Here is a 20,922-nt window from a genome sequence, read left to right as displayed (position 1 = left end):
TGGGTCGAATGCGAGGCGTAGTGTGTCGCCCTGCGTGCTCCCCTGCCCCGCAAGCAACAGCGCCGGAAAGCCGGCGCTCAGGCTCCGTTTTCCATGGCGTAAAGCATGCGCTGCACCGCGCGCGCGGTCTCGATCGGACGCTCCATGGGGTACAGATGACTGCCCTCGATCCACTCAAAACGCTCGCCCGCAATGCGCCGGGTTGCCGCAAGCCCGACCTGGCGGACTTCGCGCGACTGCGTGCCCGCGACGAAGCTCACCGGCACGGGCGAGCCGTGCGCGAGCCGCGCGCCGAGCGTATGCGGCAGCGTGCGGTAGATCATGTATTCGGTCTGGCGGTCGAAGGCGAGCGTGCGGCCGCCGTCAACCGAGGTCTGAGGAATGCCGAACTCGACATAGTCGGACAGCACACGCTCGTCCCAGCGCGCGAACGCCGCCTTCGAATGGAAATGCCGCCAGGCCTCGTCGCGGCTCGCCCAGTTCGTGCGGCGCGTGCGCGTGGCGGCGGCCGGTGAAAGCCGTTCGTCGAGGCCGGTCCACTGCGAAACCCGCAGCATGCTGCTGCGCCAGCCCGCGATCACCGGCGAATCGAGCATCACGACGCCTTTGACCCATTGCGGCTTTTTCAGCGCGGCCATAAGAGAAAGGTAGCCGCCGAGCGAATGGCCGACGAGCCATACGGGTTCCTCGTAGGTGCGGCCAATGTCGTCGAGCAGTTGTTCGACGAGATGCGGCCAGTCGCGCGTGACGGGAAAGCGCGCGTCGTGCCCGATGCGCTCGATGTAACGCAGTTCGTAGTTATCGCCCAGTTCGGCGAAGAACGTGCGATAGATCGACGCCGGAAAGCCGTTTGCGTGCGAGAAATGGATGACGTTTTTCAAAGGCGGCTTGTCTCTCTATTTTGTTGATCTCTTTCGTCTATCGCGCGTGCGTCCCTGCCTCTGCCGGCCCGGCGCGTCAGTCCTGCGTGGGCGGGTCCATCCAGTAGCGCCGCTGTGTATCGCGATAGCGCTCCACGGCGAGCGCGCCGGGTCCTGCCTCGACGCGCACGGCACCGTGGGCGTCGCTGCGCGCGAGCACGATGTGACGGGCCGCGTAGCGCGCGTAGACGCCCGGATGCGGGTGATGAAAGCGGTTCAGATAGCCTACCTGAAATATCGCGACGAGCGGCCGGACAGAGTCGAGGAACGGTTCAGTCGACGAGGTTCGGCTGCCGTGGTGCGGCACGACGAGCACCTGCGCGCGCAGCCGCGCGGGGTCGCGCGCAAGCAGCGTACGCTCGACCCCCGCTTCGATGTCGGCGGCGACCAGCGCGGAAACCGGGCCCGCCTGGGTTTCGCGCGCGGCGCTCGCCGCCGTTGTCACCCGCAGGACGCAGCAATGCGCATTGGGTTTGCCCGCGAGCGGCCCGGGGTCGGGCCACAGCACCTCGAAGTCGACGCCGTCCCACCGCCAACGCTGGCCGGCGGCGCACTGCACGGTCTGCGCGCCCTTTGCGCGCGCGCTCGCCCAGAGCGGATGCGCGGGCAGAATGCCTGCCACGAATTGCCCCACATCAACGGCATCGAGCACGGCTTGCGCGCCGCCGGAATGATCGGAATCGTCGTGGCTGATCATCAGCGCGTCGAGGTGCCCTATGCCATGCGCCTGCAGATACGGTACGACAATGCGCTCGCCCGCCTGCGTCGATTCGGGCCCTGGGCCCGCGTCGAAAAGCAGGCGATGATGCGCGGTTTCGACCAGCACCGACGTACCCTGCCCGATGTCGAGCGCGGTGAGCCGGAAAGCGCCCGGCGGCGGCCCTGTGGGCGCGGGCACCAGTAACGGCAGCCACGTGAACGGCGCGAGCCAGCGCAGCGGCCAGCCGCGCGGCGCAAGACACCAGGCGACGCCCACGGCCGCGCAGGCGAGCGGCCACGCTCCGGGTTGCGGCAATCGCAGTACCGCCCACGGCAGGCCTTCGAGTGCACCCAGCGTTGCGGCCAACCCGTCGAGGCAGCTATGCGCCACGCGTAGCGCGAACGCGTCGATTGGTGCGGGTAGCGCCGCGCTCCCGATGACCAGTGGCGTGACAAGCATGCTCACCCAGGGAATGGCAAACGCATTGGCGAACGGTCCGATTAGCGGGATCTGCGCGAACCAGTAAGCCGTGAGCGGCGCGAGCGCCAGGGTGACGGCCCATTGCACGCGAGCGCTATCGCCCACGCGCGAGGCAATGCGTCGCATCGCCTCACGCCAGCCGCCTCGCGGAAATGCCATGGCGGCGAGACGCCGAAGCCAGCGGTCGCGCGCGGGTGGCTCTGCGGGTGGTTCGGCTCGGTCGCGCATCGGATCGATCTCGTCAGCCGATAAATCCTGTGGCGCTTCCCTGTACAAACGGGGCACGCCGCTCGCCGCGAACAGAATCGCCCCGACCGCGCAGAACGAGAGCCAGAAGCCGGCGGCCGTCACAGCCCACGGATCGCGCAGCAGGACAAGCCCAAGCGCCCACGCCAGCACGTGCGAGCGCGCGACTTCGCGCCCGGCGAATAGCGCGAGGGCCACGACCGCCAGCATCCAGAGCGCTCGCTGCACCGGCACGTTGAAGCCGGCGAGCGCCGCATAGATGCCCGCCGCGAGCAACGCGCCCGCAACGGCAACCTTCTGCGCGGGCACAAAGAGCGGCGCCTCGACGCCGCGCCAGCGCGCGCGCCGCCACATCGCACCGACGACCCACCCCGCGAGCCCCGCGACGAACGCAAGATGCAGCCCGGAAATCGCCACCAGATGGCTCGTGCCCGTATTGCGCATGAGACGCCAGTCCGCGTCGCTGACCGCGTCCTGCGCGCCGGTCGCGAGCGCGATAACGATGCCGCGATGCGGCGCATCGCCGAGCACCGCGTCGATGCGCGCACGCAGCGCCGCGCGCGCCCGTTCGATGCGCACGCCGACACCGGAGGCGTCGACGGGCAATCGCACAGCCCGCGCCGGATCGCTCACATAGCCGGTTGCGCGCACGCCGCGCGCGAGCAGTGTGGCCTCCGTGTCGCGCAGACCGAAGTTGCCATTGCCGTGCGGCCGTTTGAGCCGCACGGCAAGGCGCCAGCGCGCGCCGGGCACGAGCGGCGGCAGCGGCGCTTCGCGCGCCACCCAGGACAACTGGATCAATTGCGGCAGCCGTGACGTGGCTTTGTGTGTTTCTTCGTGCGGCCCCCAGGATTCAACGCGAAAGAGGAAGCTCGCGCCGTTTTCGCCGTAAGAAGGCAAGCTGGAGATAGAGCCAGTGACGTCGAGATTGCGCGTCTGCCAGGCGGCGGGAAGCGCCTGTGCAAGCCGCAGTTCGGCGCGCCAGGCCGCGTAGCCAAAGCCTGCGCAGCCTGCTGCGAGCCACACCGCCGCCCAGCCGCTCGCCGTGCGCCAGCGTTGGTCGCCAAACGTGCCGAACATCCGTGGGTCATCTGCCTGCGCATGGGCGCCGAGCCCCCAAACCGCCCACCCGGTTGCAAGCACGATTGCCAGAACGAGCCCGACCCACGCGCCCCACCCCGGTAGCGCAGCCTGCCGCTGCAAGGCAATCACGCCCAGCGCAAACCCGCACCATATCGCCCGCATCCTGCCTCCTCGCAACGAGGGGGCAACATGCGCCGACCGCAACAATCACGCCGCGCACACCGCGCGCCGTACCCGCCACCCTGGAAACGATTATGCAGACGAAAGCGCGAGCCGCGGCAGCGCGGCCGCAGCGTTAGCCGTCGTGCCAAGTGCAAGTTCCGCGGGACTCAAGCCGCGCAAGCCCGCAAGCACGGCACCGATGCGCGGCACCTGGTCGGGTGTGTTGCGCTCACGATAAAGCCAGGCTGGCGAGATATCGGGGGCGTCGGTTTCCATGACGATTGCCTCGAGCGGCAACTGCTGCGCGAGCCTGCGAATCTGCAGCGCGCGCTCGAACGTCAGATTGCCGCCGAAGCCCAGGTGCATGCCTTGATCGATGAACGCGCGCGCCTGCTGAAAACTGCCGTTGAACGCATGCGCGATCCCGCTTTTCACGCCGTTGCGGCGCAGCCCCTTGAGCACCTGATCCTGCGATTTGCGCACGTGGCAGATCGCCGGCAGGCCGAACTCGCGCGCGAGGCGCAGCTGCGCGTCGTAGAAGTGCTGCTGACGTGCGTCGTCGAGGCCCGGCACGAAGTAATCGAGCCCGATCTCGCCGATGCCAACGAAACGCGGATCGTCGAGACTCGCTTCGATCTCGCGGCGCAACGCCTCGAGGTCTTCGTCGCGCGCCTGCGGCGTATAGAGCGGATGGATGCCGAGCGCGTAGACCGCGCCCGCGGTGCGGTGCGCGAGCGCGCGAACCGTCGAGAAGTTCTCGCGCGCGACCGCCGGAACCACGATGCGCGACACGCCCGCCGCTTGCGCCGCCGACGCGACCGCGTCGCGGTCAACGTCGAACTCGGCGGCATCGAGATGGCAGTGCGTGTCGATCCACATGGCGCTCGCTCGCGGGAAAGCTCAGACCGGGACGACCGGTTCCTCGTGCAGCATGCCGTCGCGCAAACGCACAATGCGGTCGCAGCGCGCCGCGAGGTCGGGATCGTGCGTGACGATCACGAAGCTCGTGTCGAACTGGTCGGAAAGTTCGAGCATCAGGTTGAAGACGGTATCCGCCGTCGTGCCGTCGAGGTTGCCCGTGGGTTCGTCGGCGAGCACGCACGCGGGCTTCGTCACGAGCGCACGTGCGATCGCCACGCGCTGGCGCTCGCCGCCCGAAAGCTCGCCCGGCCGGTTGCGCGCACGATGCGACAGGCCCACGCGCTCCAGAATCTGCATCGCCTCGGCGCGCGCGTCTTCCTGCGTCATGCGGCGAATGCGCAGCGGCATCGCCACGTTGTCGAGCGCCGAAAACTCGGGCAGCAGATGGTGGAACTGATAGACGAACCCGAGCGCGCGATTGCGCAACTCGTTGCGCTCGCGCTCGGAAAGCTCGGTGAACGGCTTGCCGAGCACCGAGACCTTGCCCGCGCCCGGCTCATCGAGCCCGCCCAGCACGTGCAGCAGCGTGCTCTTGCCCGAACCCGACGCGCCCACCACGGCGAGCTTTTCACCGCGCTTCACTTTCAGATCGGTGTCGTGCAGCACCTGCACGGCAAGCGCGCCCTGGCCGAAGACCTTCGAGACGCCGTGCGCTTCGAGCACATACGGATAGTCGCCGGCCGCGGCGATCAGCGATTGACGGTCATTCATAGCGCAGCGCCTCCGCAGGACGAACCTTGGCCGCACGCCAGCTCGGATAGAGCGTGGCGAGCGCGGACAGCACGAACGCAATCACGCCGATGCGGATCACGTCGGACGCCACGAGTTCCGAAGGCAGCTCGCTGATGAAATACACCGAAGGCGGCAGGAACTGGATGCCGAGCAGATGCTCGATCGCCGGCACGCTCCATGGAATGCTCCATGCGATCAGGCAACCGAGCGCAATGCCGAGGCCGGTGCCCACGAAGCCGATCGTCACGCCCTGCACGACGAAGATTTTCATGATCGAGCCCGGCTGCGCGCCGAGCGTGCGCAGGATCGCGATATCGGCCTGCTTGTTGGTGACGGTCATGACTAGAGACGAAACGAGATTGAACGCCGCGACCGCGATGATGAGCGTGAGGATGATGAACATCATGCGTTTTTCGATCTGCACGGCCGAGAACCAGGTCTTGTTCTGCTGCGTCCAGTCGCGGATATAGAGGTCGCCCGAGAGCGTATGCACGAGCTGGCGCGCCACCGCCGGCGCGCGTTGCATGTCCTTCAGGCGCAGACGCACGCCGCTTGGCGCGCCGAGGCGATACAGCACTTCCGCGTCGCGGATGTTGGTGAGCGCGAGCGTGCTGTCGTACTCGTAGTGGCCCGATTCGAACACGCCCACCACCGTGAACTGCTTCAGGCGCGGCAGCATGCCGGCCGGCGTGATCGAGCCCTCGGGCGCGACGAGCGTGACCTTGTCGCCCACTGTAACGCCGAGGTTCACGGCGAGATCGGCGCCGAGCACGATACCGAAGCTGCCGGGCGTGAGGTCGTTCAGGCTGCCCGCCTTCATCTCCTTGCCGATGTCCGACACCTGCGGCTCTTCGGAAGGCTCGATACCGCGCAGCGCGACGCCGTTCACGCTGTCACCGCGCGTGAGCAGCGCCTGGGCGTCCACGTAAGGCGCCGCGCCGATCACTTCCGGATTGGTCTTCGCTTCCTTCGCGGTGAGCTGCCAGTCTGGCATCGTGCCCGTGGGCGAAAAGATCTCGATGTGCGCGAGCACGGAGAGCATGCGGTCGCGCACGTCGCGCTGGAAGCCGTTCATCACCGAGAGCACGACGATCAGCGCCGCGACGCCGAGCGCGATGCCCGACATCGAGATGAGCGCGATGAACGAGATGAACCCGTTGCCGGTCGTGCGTTTGCCGGCGCGGGTGTAGCGCCAGCCTATCTGCCATTCGTAGGGAAGTTTCAAGCGAATCCTTTTTGCGTCTTCGTTGCGCTCCGGCGGCGCGTATTGACCCTGGGTGACCCTGGGGCCAGTGCGCCGGACGCCCGAACAATATCGTGCCGGGTCGGGCGGCGATCAACCGCGAAGTTTGCCATACTGGCGCCCCTCCACGGACATTCGACCGACTTTCGCCGGCGATCGCACAAACTTGCGCGCCTGCGACACGCACGGCCCGCGGGCGTTTGCCCGCCCTCTCCTTCGAGCCGCATTTCGTCCACAAGTGCCGCCGCACAAGCATAACGGAGCGATGCGGGCCCGTTGCGATACGCCAGAGGGCCGCCCGGCGCGCCAGGCGCCGAAGTACAATGCGCACCATCATGCCCGCCGACCGACTCCATCTCCTCGTTCCTTTTGCCTTGCCGTCCGCTGCGGCCGCCTCCACCGCGCTTGCGGGCCTCGAATACCCGGCGCTCGCGAAACTGGTTGCGCGCGCGACACTCGGCGAGCAGGTGATCGGCGAGGACTTCCAGCGCACGCTGCCGCACGAGCGCTGGGTTGCGCGCCAGTTCGGCGCGCTCGGTGCCGCGAACGCAAACGACGCAAGACCCGCGCCGGCCGCCGACGACGAAGCGCCCCTTGCGCCCTACATGCTGCTCGCCGATGGCGGCACGCCAGGCAACGCCACGTGGGCATGCGTGCAGCCCGTGCACGTGCGCATCGCGCACGACCATCTGGTGCTGATCGACCCCGCTTCGCTCGAACTCGCCGACGCCGACGCCGCCACGCTCTACACCGTCGCCCGCCCGCTGATCGAAGAGCTGGGCGTGCGCGTCGAGGCTCCGACTCCGCAGCGCTGGTACCTCTCCTCAGAAGCGTTCGGCACGCTCGCGGGCGCTTCGCCCTTGCGCGCGAGCGGCCGCAACATCGAGATCTGGCTGCCGCACGAGGCCCAGTCGGGCCAGCGTTCGCGCGCGTGGATGAAGGTGCAGAACGAAGTGCAGATGGCGTGGTTCGAGCATCCTGTGAACGAGGCGCGCGAGGCGCGCGGTCTGCCCGCCGTCAATTCGATCTGGTTCCACGCGCAAGGCGAGCTGCGCCCGGTCACGAGCCCTTATGCACGCGTGCGCTCCGACGCAGCCGCCACACGTGGCCTGGCACTCGCCGCGAAGTCGGAAGTCAGTGCCGCGCCTGCGACCTTCGCCGCGCTCGCAGCCTCGCTCAACAACGGTTCGGGCACGGGGGCGACGCTCGTCGAACTCGATCCGTTTTCAGCCGCCTTCATCCAGCAGGACTGGGGCCGCTGGAACGCCGCGTTCGCGCAACTGGAGCGCGACTGGTTCGCGCCCGCGCTCGCCGCGCTGCAAACGGGCGCGCTCGCCGCGCTCGACCTCACGCTGTGCGGCGACACCGGCTCGGTCACGCTCTCCATCACGCGCGGCGATCTGCGCAAGTTCTGGCGACGCCGTCTGTTCGCGTCGCTCTTTATCGAATGATCCCCGAATGACCTCTTTCTTCCGCACTCACGCATGACCCGAATCGTCACCCGCGCCTGCTCGCCCGCCGACACCGAAGCGCTCGTGCGCCACGGCCTGCATCCGGTGCTCGCACGCCTTTACGCCTCGCGCGGCGTCTGCCAGCCCGACGAGATCGAAACCGGACTCGCGCGCCTGATTCCGCCCACGGGCATGAAGGGCATCGACGAGGCCGCCACGCTGCTCGCCGACGCGCTTGAAGCCGATTGCCGCATGCTCGTGGTCGCCGACTACGACTGCGACGGCGCGACCGCCTGCGCCGTGGCCGTACGCGGCCTGCGCATGTTCGGCGCGCAGATCGACTATCTCGTGCCGAACCGCTTCGAGTATGGCTACGGCCTCACACCTGAGATCGTCGCGCTCGCCGCCCAACGCAAAGGCGGGCCACCCGACGTCCTGATCACGGTGGACAACGGCATCGCCAGTGTGGAAGGCGTCGAAGCCGCCAACGAGCTCGGCATCGAAGTGCTCGTGACCGATCACCACCTGCCGGGCGACACGCTCCCCGACGCGCGCGCCATCGTCAATCCGAACCAGCCGGGTTGCGAGTTTCCGAGCAAGTGCATCGCGGGCGTGGGCGTCATGTTCTACACGCTGCTCGCGCTGCGCGCGGAATTGCGCAAGCGCGGCGCGTTCAGCGATGGCAAGCCCGAGCCGCGCCTCGACGGCCTGCTCGATCTCGTCGCGCTCGGCACCGTGGCCGACGTCGTGAAGCTCGACTGCAACAACCGCGTGCTAGTCGCGCAGGGCTTGCAGCGCGTGCGCAACGGCCGCATGCAGCCGGGCATCGCAGCGCTCTTTCGCGCTGCGGGGCGCGACGCGAAAAGCGCCTCGGGCTTTGACTTTGGTTTCGCGCTCGGGCCCCGTCTGAACGCAGCCGGCCGGCTTTCGGACATGTCGCTCGGCATCGAATGCCTGACCACCGACGACGTGGGCCGCGCGTGGGAACTCGCCCAGCAGCTCGACTCGATGAACCGCGAGCGCCGCGAGATCGAGGCGGGCATGCAGCAGCAGGCGCTTGCCGATCTCGCCGATGTCGACCCGCAAGGCAAGGCCACGCTCACGCTGTTCAACGAAGGCTGGCACCAGGGCGTGATCGGCATCGTCGCGGGGCGCCTGAAGGAGCGCTTTCATCGCCCCTCGTTCACCTTCGCCCCGGCTGACGACGACGGCGAACTCGTGAAAGGCTCGGGCCGTTCGATCCCCGGTTTCCATCTGCGCGACGCCGTCGATCTCATCAGCAAACGCGAGCCGGGCCTGATCCAGAAGTTCGGCGGCCACGCCATGGCCGCGGGCATGACGATCGCCGCCGCCGATGTGCCGCGATTCGCCGCCGCGTTCGAACGCGTGGGCCGCGAATGGCTCACCGAAGAAGCGCTCGCCCGCACCGTCGAGACTGACGGCGATCTCGAAGACGCCTACTTCACGCCCGATTTCGTGGAGATGCTCGATGCCGCCGTGTGGGGCCAAGGCTTTCCGGCGCCCGTGTTTTCGGGAGAATTCGAAGTGGCTTCGCAGGCGCTCGTGAAAGACAAGCACCTCAAGCTGCAATTGCTGCGCGGGCGCCAGCGCTTCAACGCGATCTGGTTCAATCACACCGAGTCGCTGCCGCAGCACACCACGGTCGCTTACCGGCTCGTGCGCGACACCTGGAACGGCGTCTCGCGCGTGCAACTCGTCGTGGAGCACGCGGCGCTCTGAGTGCGCCATGAGCGCCCACGCGCGGGCCCCCAGATGGTCCGCGCCGCCCTTGATCCGGGTCCAATCGGCTATAATTCAATGTTTTACACGCCGGATCACGACACAAATGGAAGCGGAACGTCTCAACGCGATCGAAGCCCTTTTGGCGGACCTGCGCATGCGCGCGGGCGAGCTACGGGGGTATCTTTGACTACGACGTAAAAGCCCGACGGCTCGTCGAAGTCAACAGCGAACTCGAAGACCCCAACGTCTGGAACGACGCCAAGCACGCCCAGGGTCTCGGCAAGGAAAAGAAGCTGCTCGAGGGCGTCGTGCACGTGCTCGACGGCATCGAGAACGACACGCGCGACACGCAGGATCTCTTCGAGATGGCCCGCGAGGAAGGCGATGAGGACACGCTCGTCGCCATCGAAACCGACACTCACGCGATCGAAGCACGCGTCGCCGACGTCGAGTTCCGCCGCATGTTCGCGAATCCGGCCGACCCGAACAACGCGTTCATCGACATCCAGGCCGGCGCCGGCGGCACCGAGGCGTGCGACTGGGCTTCCATGCTGCTGCGCCAGTACGTGCGCTACTGCGAACGCAAGGGCTTCAAGACCGAAGTGCTCGAAGAGTCCGAAGGCGACGTGGCCGGCATCAAGAGCGCGACGATCAAGGTCGAAGGCGAATATGCCTACGGGTTCCTGCGCACCGAAACCGGCATTCACCGCCTCGTGCGCAAGTCGCCGTTCGACTCGTCGGGCGGGCGTCATACGTCGTTCTCGTCGGTGTTCGTGTATCCGGAAATCGACGATTCGTTCGAGATCGAAGTCAATCCGGCCGATCTGCGCATCGACACGTACCGCGCTTCGGGCGCGGGCGGTCAGCACATCAACAAGACCGACTCCGCCGTGCGTATTACGCACGTTCCGTCGGGCATCGTCGTGCAGTGCCAGAACGACCGCTCGCAGCACCGCAACCGCGCCGAAGCCATGGCCATGCTCAAATCGCGCCTGTACGAAGCCGAAATGCGCAAGCGCCAGTCGGAACAGGACAAGCTCGAAGCGGGCAAGTCGGACGTGGGCTGGGGCCACCAGATCCGCTCTTACGTGCTCGACAACAGCCGTATCAAGGACCTGCGCACCAACGTCGAAATCAGCAACACCAAGGCCGTGCTCGACGGCGATCTCGACGCCTTCATCAGCGCGAGCCTGAAACAGGGCGTGTAAGCTTGCCGCACGCCACGGGCGCTGCAGAACACCGCATGCCGCCCTCTCCTGCTGCGCCGCCCGCCTCGACTGCGAGGCATGCGGCGCGCAGCAGGAACCGAAGTCCGCTTATCTGCGCGCCGTGCGCGCCGTGTCCCGCGAAGGACCATACCGGGGCCGCCGCCCCGAAAACTCGCCGAAACACCTGCGAATCAAAGAACTCCGAGCCATCATGACCGAACCGACCCAGCAGAACGCGCCCAGCGCCGCGCCCGAACTCGACGACAACCAGATCATCGCCGAGCGTCGCGAGAAACTGCGCGCACTGCGCGAGGCAGGCGTCGCCTATCCGAACGACTTCCGCCCCACCCACCACGCCGCCGACCTGCAGCGCGACTACGCCGACACCGACAAGGACGCGCTCGAAGCGAATCCGCTCGAAGTCGCCATTGCCGGCCGCATGATGCTCAAGCGCGTGATGGGCAAGGCGAGCTTCGCAACGGTGCGCGACGGCTCGGGCCAGATCCAGTTCTTCATCACGCCCGCCGACGTGGGCGAAGCCACCTACGAAGCGTTCAAGAAGTGGGACCTGGGCGACATCGTCGCGGCCAAGGGCGTGCTGTTTCGCACCAACAAGGGCGAGCTTTCGGTCCGCTGCACGGAACTGCGCCTGCTCTCGAAGGCACTGCGCCCGCTGCCGGACAAGTTCCACGGCCTCTCCGACCAGGAAATGCGCTATCGCCAGCGCTATGTCGACCTGATCGTCACGCCCGAAGCGCGTCAGACGTTCCAGGCGCGCACCAAGGCAATCTCGTCGGTGCGCAACTTCATGGCGAACGCAGACTTCATGGAAGTCGAAACGCCGATGCTGCACCCGATCCCGGGCGGCGCGGCCGCCAAGCCGTTCGTCACGCATCACAACGCGCTCGACATGCAGATGTTCATGCGCATCGCGCCCGAGCTGTATCTGAAGCGTCTGATCGTGGGCGGCTTCGAGCGCGTGTTCGAAATCAACCGGAATTTCCGTAACGAAGGCGTTTCGCCGCGTCACAATCCGGAATTCACGATGATGGAGTTCTACGCGGCGTACACCGACTACGCGTGGCTCATGGACTTCACCGAGCAGCTGATCCGCCAGGCCGCCATCGACGCGAGCGGCACCGCCGTGCTGACGTATCAGGGCCGCGAACTCGACCTCTCGAAGCCGTTCCATCGCTTGACGATCGTCCAGGCGATCCAGAAGTACGCGCCGCAGTACACGAACGAGCAACTCGCCGACGCCGCCTTCCTGCGCTCGGAACTGAAGAAGTTCGGCGTGGACGCCAACCAGCCGCAGTTCCTGAATGCGGGCGTGGGTTCGCTGCAACTGGCGCTGTTCGAAGAGACCGCCGAGTCGCAGCTTTGGGAGCCGACCTACATCATCGACTATCCCGTCGAAGTCTCGCCGCTTGCTCGCGCCTCGGACACGCTGCCGGGCATTACCGAACGCTTCGAGCTGTTCATCACGGGCCGCGAGATCGCCAACGGTTTCTCGGAGCTGAACGATCCGGAAGACCAGGCCGCCCGCTTCAAGAAGCAGGTCGAGCAGAAAGACGCCGGCGACGAAGAAGCGATGTTTTACGACGCCGACTACATCCGCGCGCTCGAGTACGGCATGCCCCCGACGGGCGGCTGCGGCATCGGCATCGACCGCCTGATCATGCTGCTCACGGACAGCGCCAGCATTCGTGACGTGATCCTCTTCCCGCACCTGCGCCGCGAAGACTAAGCGCAAGCTCTGCCTGACATGACGGGGCGCATGCGGTTCACACCGCATGCGCCCCGTTTCTTTATGGCATCTCAACGCCCAGGTTTGTAACCATCGGTAAGATCTGCCGGCTAGCGCAGCGGCTGAAACGGGCACATCCATTGCGCCAGCGTGGAAAACCGCGCTGTGCAACGCTGCGCGACGATTGCGCACTTTTCGTCACAATGCCGCCGATGCGCCGGGTTACAAATTGAAACGCTCACAGAATTGGATTGGCTCACACTGGGTCTCACAAGTCTCACAAGCGAGCCAACTCTGCCAAAGACGGAGCCTGTCATGAACACAACTGATCCAACCACACCGAAACGCCGCCTCCACCCGTTGATCGCAACCGCGGCGGCGGCCGTCATCGTCGCGAGCCTCGCGGCCACCGCAGCCATCACCGGCGTTTTCCCGAAAGCCTCCAGCACCACCGAGCAAAGCGCTCAGGTGCAGACGGGACAGACGTCGATGACGGCTTCACAGCCGGCTGTCGTTGACTCGACGAGGCCGGTGCAGGCTTCGCAATACGCGCAGAACGACCAGAATGCGCCCGCCGAGACGCAACCGGCGCCGGTACAGGCTCAACAGCCAGCGGCCGTGCCCGTCGCGCCTGCGCAGCAATATGGTCAACAGCCTGGCCAGCCGCCGCAGCCTTCGCAACAGCAGTACACACAGGAAGCGCCGCCCGCCCAGCCCGCGTGTTCGACGTGCGGCACGGTCGTCGCGATTTCCGAGGCAAAGCAAGAAGGCCACGGTACCGGTATCGGCGCCGTGGGCGGCGCGGTGGCCGGCGGCGTGGTCGGCAACCAGTTCGGCTCGGGTAACGGCCGCACGGCCATGACGTTGCTAGGTGCACTCGGTGGCGGCTTCGCGGGCAACTCGGTCGAAAAGCACCTGCGCAGCACGACAACCTATTCGGTGCGCGTGCGCATGGAGAACGGCAAGACGCGCTACTTCACGTATCACGAAGCGCCGCCGTTCCAGCAGGGCGAGCGCGTGCGCGTGGAGAACGGCACGCTGGTCGCGGGTTGATTGCGCTGACGCCGGGAAGCTAGTTGCGCAATAAAAAAGGCGATTTGCCGTAAGGGCAAATCGCCTTTTTCTCGTCTTTTCGTCTGCTTCGCGGGCGTGCCGGGAATCAGTAGTCCGCGTCTTCGATCCACGCCGCCTGGATCGCCTCGAGAATCTTCTCGTTCGAGCGCTCGGGGTCGTCGTCGAAGCCGTCGAGCTGCGTGATCCAGCGGTGCAGATCGGTGAAGCGCACGTACTGCGGGTCCACTTCTGGATGGGTGTCCGTCAAGGCCATCGCGATGTCCTGCGTATCGGTCCATTTCATGGCTGCGCGCTCCTCCTGATGTTCAGTGGCTCAGTGGTTTTCCTTCGCGTGGTTGATCGAGTAACGCGGAATCTCGACCACCAGATCGTCGTTCGCAGGCACGATGGCCTGGCACGACAGCCGCGATGTCGGCTCGAGTCCCCACGCCTTGTCGAGGAGATCGTCTTCGTCTTCCTCGGACGGCACGAGCGCATCGAAACCTTCGCGCACGATCACGTGACAGGTCGTGCAGGCGCACGACTTCTCGCATGCGTGCTCGATTTCGATACCGTGTTCGAGCAGCGCGTCGCACACGCTCTCGCCCGGCTTGGCGTCGATGACCGCACCCTCAGGGCACAGTTCGACATGGGGCAGCACCACGATTTGAGGCATTGTGATTTCCGTATCCAATAACTTTCATATCGGGCGCATGCCCCGCCTCCGACGACGGCATGTGCCCATTCTACTGTCGGTGCGTGCTCCGCCACATCGGGAAAGCACGCACGCGCGCGCCGTTTGCTAACGACGCGGTCACCTTTAAGCTGTTGAGGTTTCAGCCACGCTTTTAACCGCGGCTTCAGCCGATCTCGTCGAGCTTCTTGCCCGCCAGCGCGCGCTTGATGCCCTTGTTCATCCGGCGCGCGGCAAACTCGTCGGTGCCTTCGGAAAGCGCCTTCGTCGCCGCTTCGATCGTGCCGGCGTCGTCGCCCTGCGCGACTTGCGCGAGCGCGGCGATCAGCGCGTCGACTTGCGCACGCTCGGCTTCGTCGAGCAGTTCGCCATCGGCGCCCAAAGCGGCGTTCGTCGCTTCGACGATGCGTTGCGCCTCGACCTGTGCCTCGCGCAGCGCGCGGGCGCGCATGTCGACTTCGGCGGTCTTGAAGCTGTCTTCGAGCATGCGGGCCACGTCGTCATCGGCGAGACCGTAGGACGGCTTCACCACCACCGACGCTTCCACGCCCGAGAGCTGCTCGCGCGCGAACACGGACAAGAGGCCGTCCGCATCCACCTGGTAAGTCACGCGAATGCGCGCCGCGCCCGCCGCCATCGGCGGAATGCCGCGCAGCTCGAAACGCGCGAGCGAGCGGCAGTCGGCAACGAGTTCGCGCTCGCCTTGCACGACGTGAATCGCCATGGCCGTCTGGCCGTCCTTGAAGGTCGTGAAGTCCTGCGCTCGCGCGACCGGGATGGTCGAATTGCGCGGGATGATCTTCTCGACGAGGCCCCCCATCGTCTCCACACCGAGCGACAGCGGAATGACGTCGAGCAGCAGCCAGTCGTCCTCGACGCCGCGGTTGCCCGCGAGCAGGTCGGCCTGGATCGCCGCGCCGAGCGCGACGACCTGGTCCGGGTCGAGATTCGTAAGCGGCGCCTGGCCGAAGTGCTGCTCCACGGCGCGGCGGATCACCGGCATGCGCGTCGCACCGCCCACCAGCACCACGCCCTTCACGTCTTTCGCAGCCACCTTTGCGTCGCGCAGCGCCTTCTTTGTCGGCGTGAGCGTGCGCTGCACGAGCGCTTGCGTGAGCGCTTCGAAGCGCGGCTCGTCGATCGTCAGCGCGATCTGCTTGCCGCTCGACAGGCTCGCCTCGATGCGCGCCTCGGGCGCGGACGAGAGCGCCTCCTTCGCATCGCGCACGCGGTCGAGCAACAGGCGCACGTCTTCGGGTGCGAGGCTCGCGCGCTCGATGCCGGACTGCTCCAGCGCATGCGCGAAAAGCGCGTGGTCGAAATCGTCGCCGCCGAGCGCCGAATCGCCGCCGGCCGCCAGCACTTCGAACACGCCCTTCGTGAGCTTGAGAATCGACAGGTCGAACGTGCCGCCGCCGAGGTCATAGACCGCGTAGAGACCTTCGGCGCCGTTGTCGAGCCCGTAGGCAATCGCCGCCGCGGTCGGCTCGTTGAGCAGACGCAGCACGTTCAGGCCCGCGAGACGCGCGGCGTCCTTGGTCGCCTGGCGCTGCGCTTCGTCGAAGTACGCAGGCACCGTGATGACGGCGCCGACGAGCTCGTCGCCGAGCGTGTCTTCGGCGCGCTGGCGCAGCGTCGCGAGAATCTCCGCCGAAACTTCGACGGGGCTCTTCACGCCGTCCACGGTCTGGATCTGCACCATCCCCGGCGCGTCGACGAAATCGTACGGCGCGTTGGCCGCGCCTTCGACTTCGGACTTGCCGCGGCCCATGAAGCGCTTGACCGACACGATCGTGTTGCGCGGATCGGTGGCGGCTTCAGCCTTCGCCGTGCGGCCGATCCGACGGCCGCCATTCGCGAGATAGCGCACGACCGAAGGCAGCAGCACGTGGCCGTCTTCGTCGGGCAGCACGTCGGGCACGCCGCTGCGCACCGCTGCGACCAGCGAGTTCGTCGTGCCGAGGTCGATGCCGACGGCGAGTCGCCGCTGATGCGGCGCCGGCGCCATGCCGGGTTCGGAGATTTGCAGTAATGCCATCTGTGTAATCTGCTTTTTAACCTGCTTTAAACCTGATGAGCGCGAGCGCCCGATATCCGCTTCAGCCTTCGAGACGCTCGATCTGCGAGTCGATCTCGCCCGCCACGCGCTCAATGAACATGAGCTGGCGCACCGCCTCGGCGGCCGGCTGGTTCGAGCCGCTGTCGAGCAGCGCCGCGAGCTTCGTGAAGCGCACGCGTTCGTCGTCGCGCAGCTCGCCCGCGAGCGCATCGAGCGCATCGACGTTCTTCGCGCCGACCGCGTCTTCAATCGCCTCGCGCCACTCCATTTGCTGCATGAGGAACGCGGACTCCATCGCGGTGTTGTTCTCTGCGCCCACGTCGATACCGCGCAAATGCAGCAGATACTTCGCGCGCTTGAGCGGATCGCGCAGCGTCTGGTACGCCTCGTTCGTGCGCGTCGCCCATTGCATGGCGATGCGCTTTTGCGCCTCGCCGGCCGCGGCGAAACGGTCGGGATGCACCTGCGCCTGCACCGTGCGGTAGGCGTGGTCGAGCGCGTTCGCATCGATCGCGAACTGCTCGGGCAGGCCGAACAGCACGAAGTGGCTGTCGGAGAGCGATCGGGTAGACGTGGAAGGCGTGCTCATCGGCTGGAACGTTCGGGTGGGTCTATCAGGGCCATCAAAATCAAAAAGGCGGCACAGGCCGCCTTTTCACCGCTCGACGCGGGCTCAAACGCGGAAGGACTCGCCGCAGCCGCACTCGTCCTTCACATTCGGGTTGTTGAACCGGAAGCCCTCGTTCAGGCCTTCGCGCACGAAGTCGAGTTGCGTGCCGTCGATATAGGCAAGGCTCTTCGGGTCGACGATGACCTTCACGCCGTGGCTCTCGAAGACGTTGTCCTCGGGCGCGAGCTCGTCGACGTACTCGAGCTTGTACGCGAGGCCCGAGCAGCCCGTCGTGCGCACGCCAAGACGCAGGCCCACGCCCTTGCCGCGACGGGTCAGGTACTTTTGCACGTGCTGTGCCGCTTTTTCAGTCAACGTAATTGCCATAGCATCTTCGCCGCGCCTCGCGCCGCCGGGTTCGGCTCTCGCCTTCCCTTGCGTCGCGACGCAACCCTGCTGCATCCAAAATCGTTAGTCCCAGAGCGCCGCACCCCATGGTCCGGCGCCTTCCTGCATCGACGCTGCCGCGCTTACGCCGCGTCGGCCTTCGCTTCAGTCGTGTGACGCTGGCGATAATCCGCGACCGCTGCCTTGATTGCGTCTTCCGCGAGAATCGAGCAGTGGATCTTCACCGGCGGCAGCGCCAGTTCTTCGGCGATCTGCGTGTTCTTGATGTCGAGGGCCTGGTCGAGCGTCTTGCCCTTCACCCACTCGGTCACGAGCGAGCTCGAAGCGATCGCCGAGCCGCAGCCGTAGGTCTTGAACTTCGCGTCTTCGATCACGCCGTCCGCGCCCACGCGGATCTGCAGCTTCATCACGTCGCCGCACGCAGGCGCGCCGACCATGCCGGTGCCGACCGCGTCGTCGTCCTTGGCGAACGAGCCGACGTTGCGCGGGTTTTCGTAGTGGTCCAGAACCTTGTCGCTATATGCCATGATCACACTCCTTCAATTCGTTGGCCGCGCTGCATGCAGTGCTCTGCTCATTGCGCTGCGGCCGGTTCGTTTTCGATGCAACTGCGCGATGCTGACTGCGCCGCGAAAGCCTTAGTGCGCCGCCCACTGAATGGTCGACAGATCGATGCCGTCCTGGTGCATTTCCCACAGCGGCGACAGCTCGCGCAGCTTGGCGATCTTCGTCTTCAGCAGGTTGATGACGTAATCGACGTCCTGTTCCGTCGTGAAACGGCCCACCGTGAAGCGGATCGAGCTGTGCGCCAGTTCGTCGTTGCGGCCGAGCGCGCGCAGCACATACGACGGCTCGAGCGACGCAGACGTGCAAGCCGAACCCGACGACACCGCCACGTCCTTGACCGCCATGATCAGCGACTCGCCTTCGACGAAGTTGAAGCTGATGTTCAGGTTGTGCGGGACACGCTGTTCCATGTCGCCGTTCACATACGTTTCTTCGATTTCCTTCAGGCCGCGCAGGAGCTTGTCGCGCAGCATGCGCACGCGCTCGTTTTCCGTGGCCATCTCTTCACGCGCGATGCGGAACGCTTCGCCCATGCCGACGATCTGGTGCGTCGCCAGCGTGCCCGAGCGCATGCCGCGCTCGTGACCGCCGCCGTGCATCTGCGCTTCGATGCGCACGCGCGGCTTGCGACGCACGTACAGCGCGCCGATGCCCTTCGGGCCGTAGGTCTTGTGCGCCGAGAACGACATCAGGTCGACCTTGAGCTTTTGCAGGTCGATGGGCGCCTTGCCCGTGGACTGCGCGGCATCGACGTGAAAAATGATGCCCTTTTCGCGGCAGATCTCGCCGATCGTCTCGATGTCCTGGATCACGCCGATCTCGTTGTTCACGTGCATGACGGAAACGAGGATCGTGTCGGGACGCAGCGCGGCCTTGAACACGTCGAGGTCGATCAGGCCGTCGTCCTTGACGTCCAGATAGGTGACTTCGTAGCCTTCGCGCTCGAGTTCACGACAGGTGTCGAGCACGGCCTTGTGCTCGGTCTTGACCGTGATGATGTGCTTACCCTTGCTCTTGTAGAAGTGCGCGGCGCCCTTGATCGCGAGGTTGTCCGATTCGGTCGCGCCGGAGGTCCAGATGATTTCGCGCGGGTCGGCGTTGACGAGCGCGGCGACCTGCTCGCGCGCTTCCTCGACAGCATGCTCCGCGTCCCAGCCATAAGCGTGGCTGCGCGACGCCGGATTGCCGAACTGCTCACGCAGATACGGAATCATCTTGTCCACCACGCGCGGGTCGACGGGGGTCGTCGCGCTGTAGTCCATGTAAATGGGCAGGTGGGGAATGTCGTTATTCATCTATCGCTCCGGGGAATCTTGTGTGCTGCGCTGTACTGTCTGTATTGTCAACTGCGGCCAACTACGGCGTTCTGGCGGCGCTCGAAGGGACTACGAACCCGCCATGTTGAAGATCGAGTTCGGACCTAGCGGCACCGCCCTGACCGGCTCCACCGGCGGCGCCTCGGCGCGGCGGTCGCGCAGGACGGCGGGCGCGGCGCCTTCGCGGGCGCGCTGCTTGTCCACCAGATCCTTGAGCGACACCGAATCGAGGTACTCGACCATTTTCTGGTTCAGCGTCGACCAGAGTTCGTGCGTCATGCAGTGGCCGTCGTGCTGCTTGGTGCCCTCGCAGGCGCCCTTGCCGCCGCACTGCGTGGCGTCGAGCGGCTCGTCCACGGCAATGATGATGTCCGCGACCGTGACATCCTCCGCGCGACGCGCGAGGTTGTACCCGCCGCCCGGCCCGCGGACCGATTCGACGATTTCATGACGGCGCAGCTTGCCGAACAGCTGTTCGAGGTACGACAGCGAGATATGCTGCCGCTGGCTGATACCCGCAAGCGTCACCGGGCCCTGCTCCTGGCGCAGGGCCAGGTCAATCATCGCCGTGACGGCGAAACGGCCTTTGGTGGTGAGTCTCATGATGTAGGGGAACCGCAATTCTCGACAATTTTCGTCAAGTATAAATACATGACTAGTTTAGTCAAGTATCAACGTCGCGATCTGGGTTATTAGGTGCGCTGCGAATCGCAAAAATGGCGCGATTTCTGCATCCGGCAGATCCACGCCGCTCATCTCAGTCCGCCAGTTGCCCACGCAATGCGGCGAGCAGACCCGCGCAGGCAGCCTCGCACTGATCGAGCACCATTTCGAAGCCTGCGGCGCCGCCGAAATAGGGATCGACTACCACCCGCGCTTGCGCCTGCGGTGCGAACTCCATCAACAAACGGATCTTGTCGCGCTCGCTCGCCGGGCAGACATCCTGAAGCGCGCTGACGTTCGCGTCGTCCATCGCCACGATCAGGTCGAAGCGGCCGAAGTCCTCGGCAGCGATCTGGCGGGCGCGCAACGGCGCGAGATCGTAGCCGCGCTGGCCGCCTGCCCGCTGCGCGCGCGCGTCGGGCGCCTCGCCGATGTGCCAGTCACCCGTGCCCGCCGAATCGACCTCGACGTGCCCCGCCAACCCCGCTTCATCCACGAGGCGCAACATCACGGCCTCGGCCGTGGGCGAGCGGCAGATGTTGCCAAGACAAACGAAGCAGACGGAAACCTTTTTCATTCGTGGGGGCTGAAACAGCGGTCGGCGTTCAGTGCGCGCAGGCGAATCTTGAATTATACAAAGCGCACGAAGTGCGCGCTGCGCGTTGACGCCAGCGGGATCGTCAGATCGCGCTGGCTCGCGGCAGCGGCGCAATACTGTTCATTGCCTTCACCGGCGTCTTGCCTTCGCTGCCCACGAGGCCATACGAGACCGCGCGCGCAAGTTCCGCCGTGACCTGATCGGCTGCGAGCGGCATTTGCTGCTCGGCGGTTTTCCATGCATGGACCCATGCGATCACCGCGAGCGGCACGATCAGCGCCAGCGGCCAGTACACCGTTATTTTCTTTCTCATGATGC

General features: G+C 66.0%; 20 protein-coding genes. 5 read left to right on the top strand and 15 right to left on the bottom strand.

Features of this window, described 5'->3' with window-relative positions; all coding sequences use genetic code 11:
- Nucleotides 1-77 precede the first annotated feature (77 nt).
- The 5 genes from U5A65_RS18330 to U5A65_RS18310 all read right to left on the bottom strand — a co-directional run bounded on the left by U5A65_RS18330 (nucleotide 78) and on the right by U5A65_RS18310 (nucleotide 6,469).
- Nucleotides 78-881: an alpha/beta hydrolase gene (locus tag U5A65_RS18330; protein WP_321946937.1), complete on the bottom strand. Its 804-nt coding sequence runs from the start codon at nucleotides 879-881 to the stop codon at nucleotides 78-80.
- Nucleotides 882-957: 76 nt separating this feature from the next.
- Nucleotides 958-3,591, bottom strand: a complete 2,634-nt coding sequence (locus tag U5A65_RS18325; RefSeq protein ID WP_321946936.1) for a ComEC/Rec2 family competence protein — start codon at nucleotides 3,589-3,591, stop codon at nucleotides 958-960.
- Between the two features lie 90 nt (nucleotides 3,592-3,681).
- Nucleotides 3,682-4,470, bottom strand: coding sequence for a TatD family hydrolase (locus U5A65_RS18320; protein WP_321946935.1), 789 nt, complete (start codon nucleotides 4,468-4,470; stop codon nucleotides 3,682-3,684).
- 21 nt (nucleotides 4,471-4,491) lie between these two features.
- Nucleotides 4,492-5,223, bottom strand: a complete 732-nt coding sequence (gene lolD / locus U5A65_RS18315) for a lipoprotein-releasing ABC transporter ATP-binding protein LolD (RefSeq protein WP_321908945.1) — start codon at nucleotides 5,221-5,223, stop codon at nucleotides 4,492-4,494.
- Nucleotides 5,216-6,469, bottom strand: a complete 1,254-nt coding sequence (locus U5A65_RS18310; protein ID WP_321908947.1) for a lipoprotein-releasing ABC transporter permease subunit — start codon at nucleotides 6,467-6,469, stop codon at nucleotides 5,216-5,218. Before U5A65_RS18310 ends, lolD begins: the two co-directional genes overlap by 8 nt.
- Nucleotides 6,470-6,810: 341 nt before the next feature.
- Between U5A65_RS18310 and U5A65_RS18305 the strand changes: the two genes are divergently transcribed.
- From U5A65_RS18305 to U5A65_RS18285, 5 genes are all read left to right on the top strand, one after another.
- Entirely contained in the window at nucleotides 6,811-7,938 is a 1,128-nt protein-coding gene (locus U5A65_RS18305; RefSeq protein WP_321908949.1) for a regulator, read from the top strand.
- Nucleotides 7,939-7,971: 33 nt separating this feature from the next.
- Complete coding sequence (recJ, locus tag U5A65_RS18300) at nucleotides 7,972-9,678, top strand: single-stranded-DNA-specific exonuclease RecJ (protein WP_321934907.1); 1,707 nt, start codon at nucleotides 7,972-7,974, stop codon at nucleotides 9,676-9,678.
- A 106-nt stretch (nucleotides 9,679-9,784) separates the two neighbouring features.
- A protein-coding gene (prfB, locus tag U5A65_RS18295; RefSeq protein ID WP_321908951.1) for a peptide chain release factor 2 occupies nucleotides 9,785-10,889 on the top strand; the annotation gives its coding sequence in 2 pieces (ribosomal slippage) (nucleotides 9,785-9,865 and nucleotides 9,867-10,889; 1,104 coding nt in all).
- 211 nt (nucleotides 10,890-11,100) lie between these two features.
- A complete protein-coding gene (gene lysS, locus U5A65_RS18290) occupies nucleotides 11,101-12,636 on the top strand; it encodes a lysine--tRNA ligase (protein ID WP_321908954.1) in 1,536 nt (511 codons plus the stop codon).
- Between the two features lie 315 nt (nucleotides 12,637-12,951).
- A complete protein-coding gene (locus U5A65_RS18285; protein ID WP_321946934.1) occupies nucleotides 12,952-13,689 on the top strand; it encodes a glycine zipper 2TM domain-containing protein in 738 nt (245 codons plus the stop codon).
- Between the two features lie 106 nt (nucleotides 13,690-13,795).
- Here the strand turns inward: U5A65_RS18285 and iscX are convergent, their stop codons facing one another.
- The 10 genes from iscX to U5A65_RS18235 form a co-directional block, all read right to left on the bottom strand.
- Entirely contained in the window at nucleotides 13,796-13,993 is a 198-nt protein-coding gene (iscX, locus tag U5A65_RS18280) for a Fe-S cluster assembly protein IscX (protein WP_028204168.1), read from the bottom strand.
- Nucleotides 13,994-14,023: 30 nt separating this feature from the next.
- Nucleotides 14,024-14,365 (bottom strand): ISC system 2Fe-2S type ferredoxin, encoded by a 342-nt coding sequence (gene fdx, locus U5A65_RS18275; RefSeq protein ID WP_158757575.1) that lies wholly within the window; start codon nucleotides 14,363-14,365, stop codon nucleotides 14,024-14,026.
- Nucleotides 14,366-14,549: 184 nt separating this feature from the next.
- On the bottom strand, nucleotides 14,550-16,421 hold the full coding sequence (gene hscA / locus U5A65_RS18270; protein WP_321946933.1) for a Fe-S protein assembly chaperone HscA: 1,872 nt from the start codon (nucleotides 16,419-16,421) through the stop codon (nucleotides 14,550-14,552).
- Nucleotides 16,422-16,482: 61 nt separating this feature from the next.
- Nucleotides 16,483-17,031: a Fe-S protein assembly co-chaperone HscB gene (hscB, locus tag U5A65_RS18265; protein WP_321946932.1), complete on the bottom strand. Its 549-nt coding sequence runs from the start codon at nucleotides 17,029-17,031 to the stop codon at nucleotides 16,483-16,485.
- Nucleotides 17,032-17,115: 84 nt separating this feature from the next.
- Nucleotides 17,116-17,439, bottom strand: a complete 324-nt coding sequence (gene iscA / locus U5A65_RS18260) for an iron-sulfur cluster assembly protein IscA (protein ID WP_028210067.1) — start codon at nucleotides 17,437-17,439, stop codon at nucleotides 17,116-17,118.
- Nucleotides 17,440-17,582: 143 nt separating this feature from the next.
- The gene (gene iscU, locus U5A65_RS18255; RefSeq protein ID WP_028216879.1) at nucleotides 17,583-17,987 is read right to left on the bottom strand and encodes a Fe-S cluster assembly scaffold IscU; all 405 of its coding nucleotides are present in this window, start codon (nucleotides 17,985-17,987) and stop codon (nucleotides 17,583-17,585) included.
- A gap of 111 nt (nucleotides 17,988-18,098) precedes the next feature.
- The gene (locus U5A65_RS18250; RefSeq protein ID WP_321934908.1) at nucleotides 18,099-19,322 is read right to left on the bottom strand and encodes an IscS subfamily cysteine desulfurase; all 1,224 of its coding nucleotides are present in this window, start codon (nucleotides 19,320-19,322) and stop codon (nucleotides 18,099-18,101) included.
- A gap of 90 nt (nucleotides 19,323-19,412) precedes the next feature.
- Nucleotides 19,413-19,946 carry a Fe-S cluster assembly transcriptional regulator IscR gene (gene iscR, locus U5A65_RS18245; RefSeq protein WP_321908964.1) on the bottom strand — a complete coding sequence of 178 codons (534 nt, stop codon included), beginning with the start codon at nucleotides 19,944-19,946 and terminating at the stop codon, nucleotides 19,413-19,415.
- Nucleotides 19,947-20,100: 154 nt separating this feature from the next.
- The gene (locus tag U5A65_RS18240; RefSeq protein ID WP_321946931.1) at nucleotides 20,101-20,583 is read right to left on the bottom strand and encodes a low molecular weight protein-tyrosine-phosphatase; all 483 of its coding nucleotides are present in this window, start codon (nucleotides 20,581-20,583) and stop codon (nucleotides 20,101-20,103) included.
- A 103-nt stretch (nucleotides 20,584-20,686) separates the two neighbouring features.
- The gene (locus tag U5A65_RS18235; RefSeq protein WP_321908968.1) at nucleotides 20,687-20,917 is read right to left on the bottom strand and encodes a hypothetical protein; all 231 of its coding nucleotides are present in this window, start codon (nucleotides 20,915-20,917) and stop codon (nucleotides 20,687-20,689) included.
- Between the last annotated feature and the right edge of the window lie 5 nt (nucleotides 20,918-20,922).

Source organism: Paraburkholderia sp. J10-1, assembly GCF_905220165.1.
Lineage (GTDB): Bacteria > Pseudomonadota > Gammaproteobacteria > Burkholderiales > Burkholderiaceae > Paraburkholderia.
Note: the sequence above shows the minus strand (reverse complement) of the source record. Positions and strands in the feature narration are given on the sequence as shown.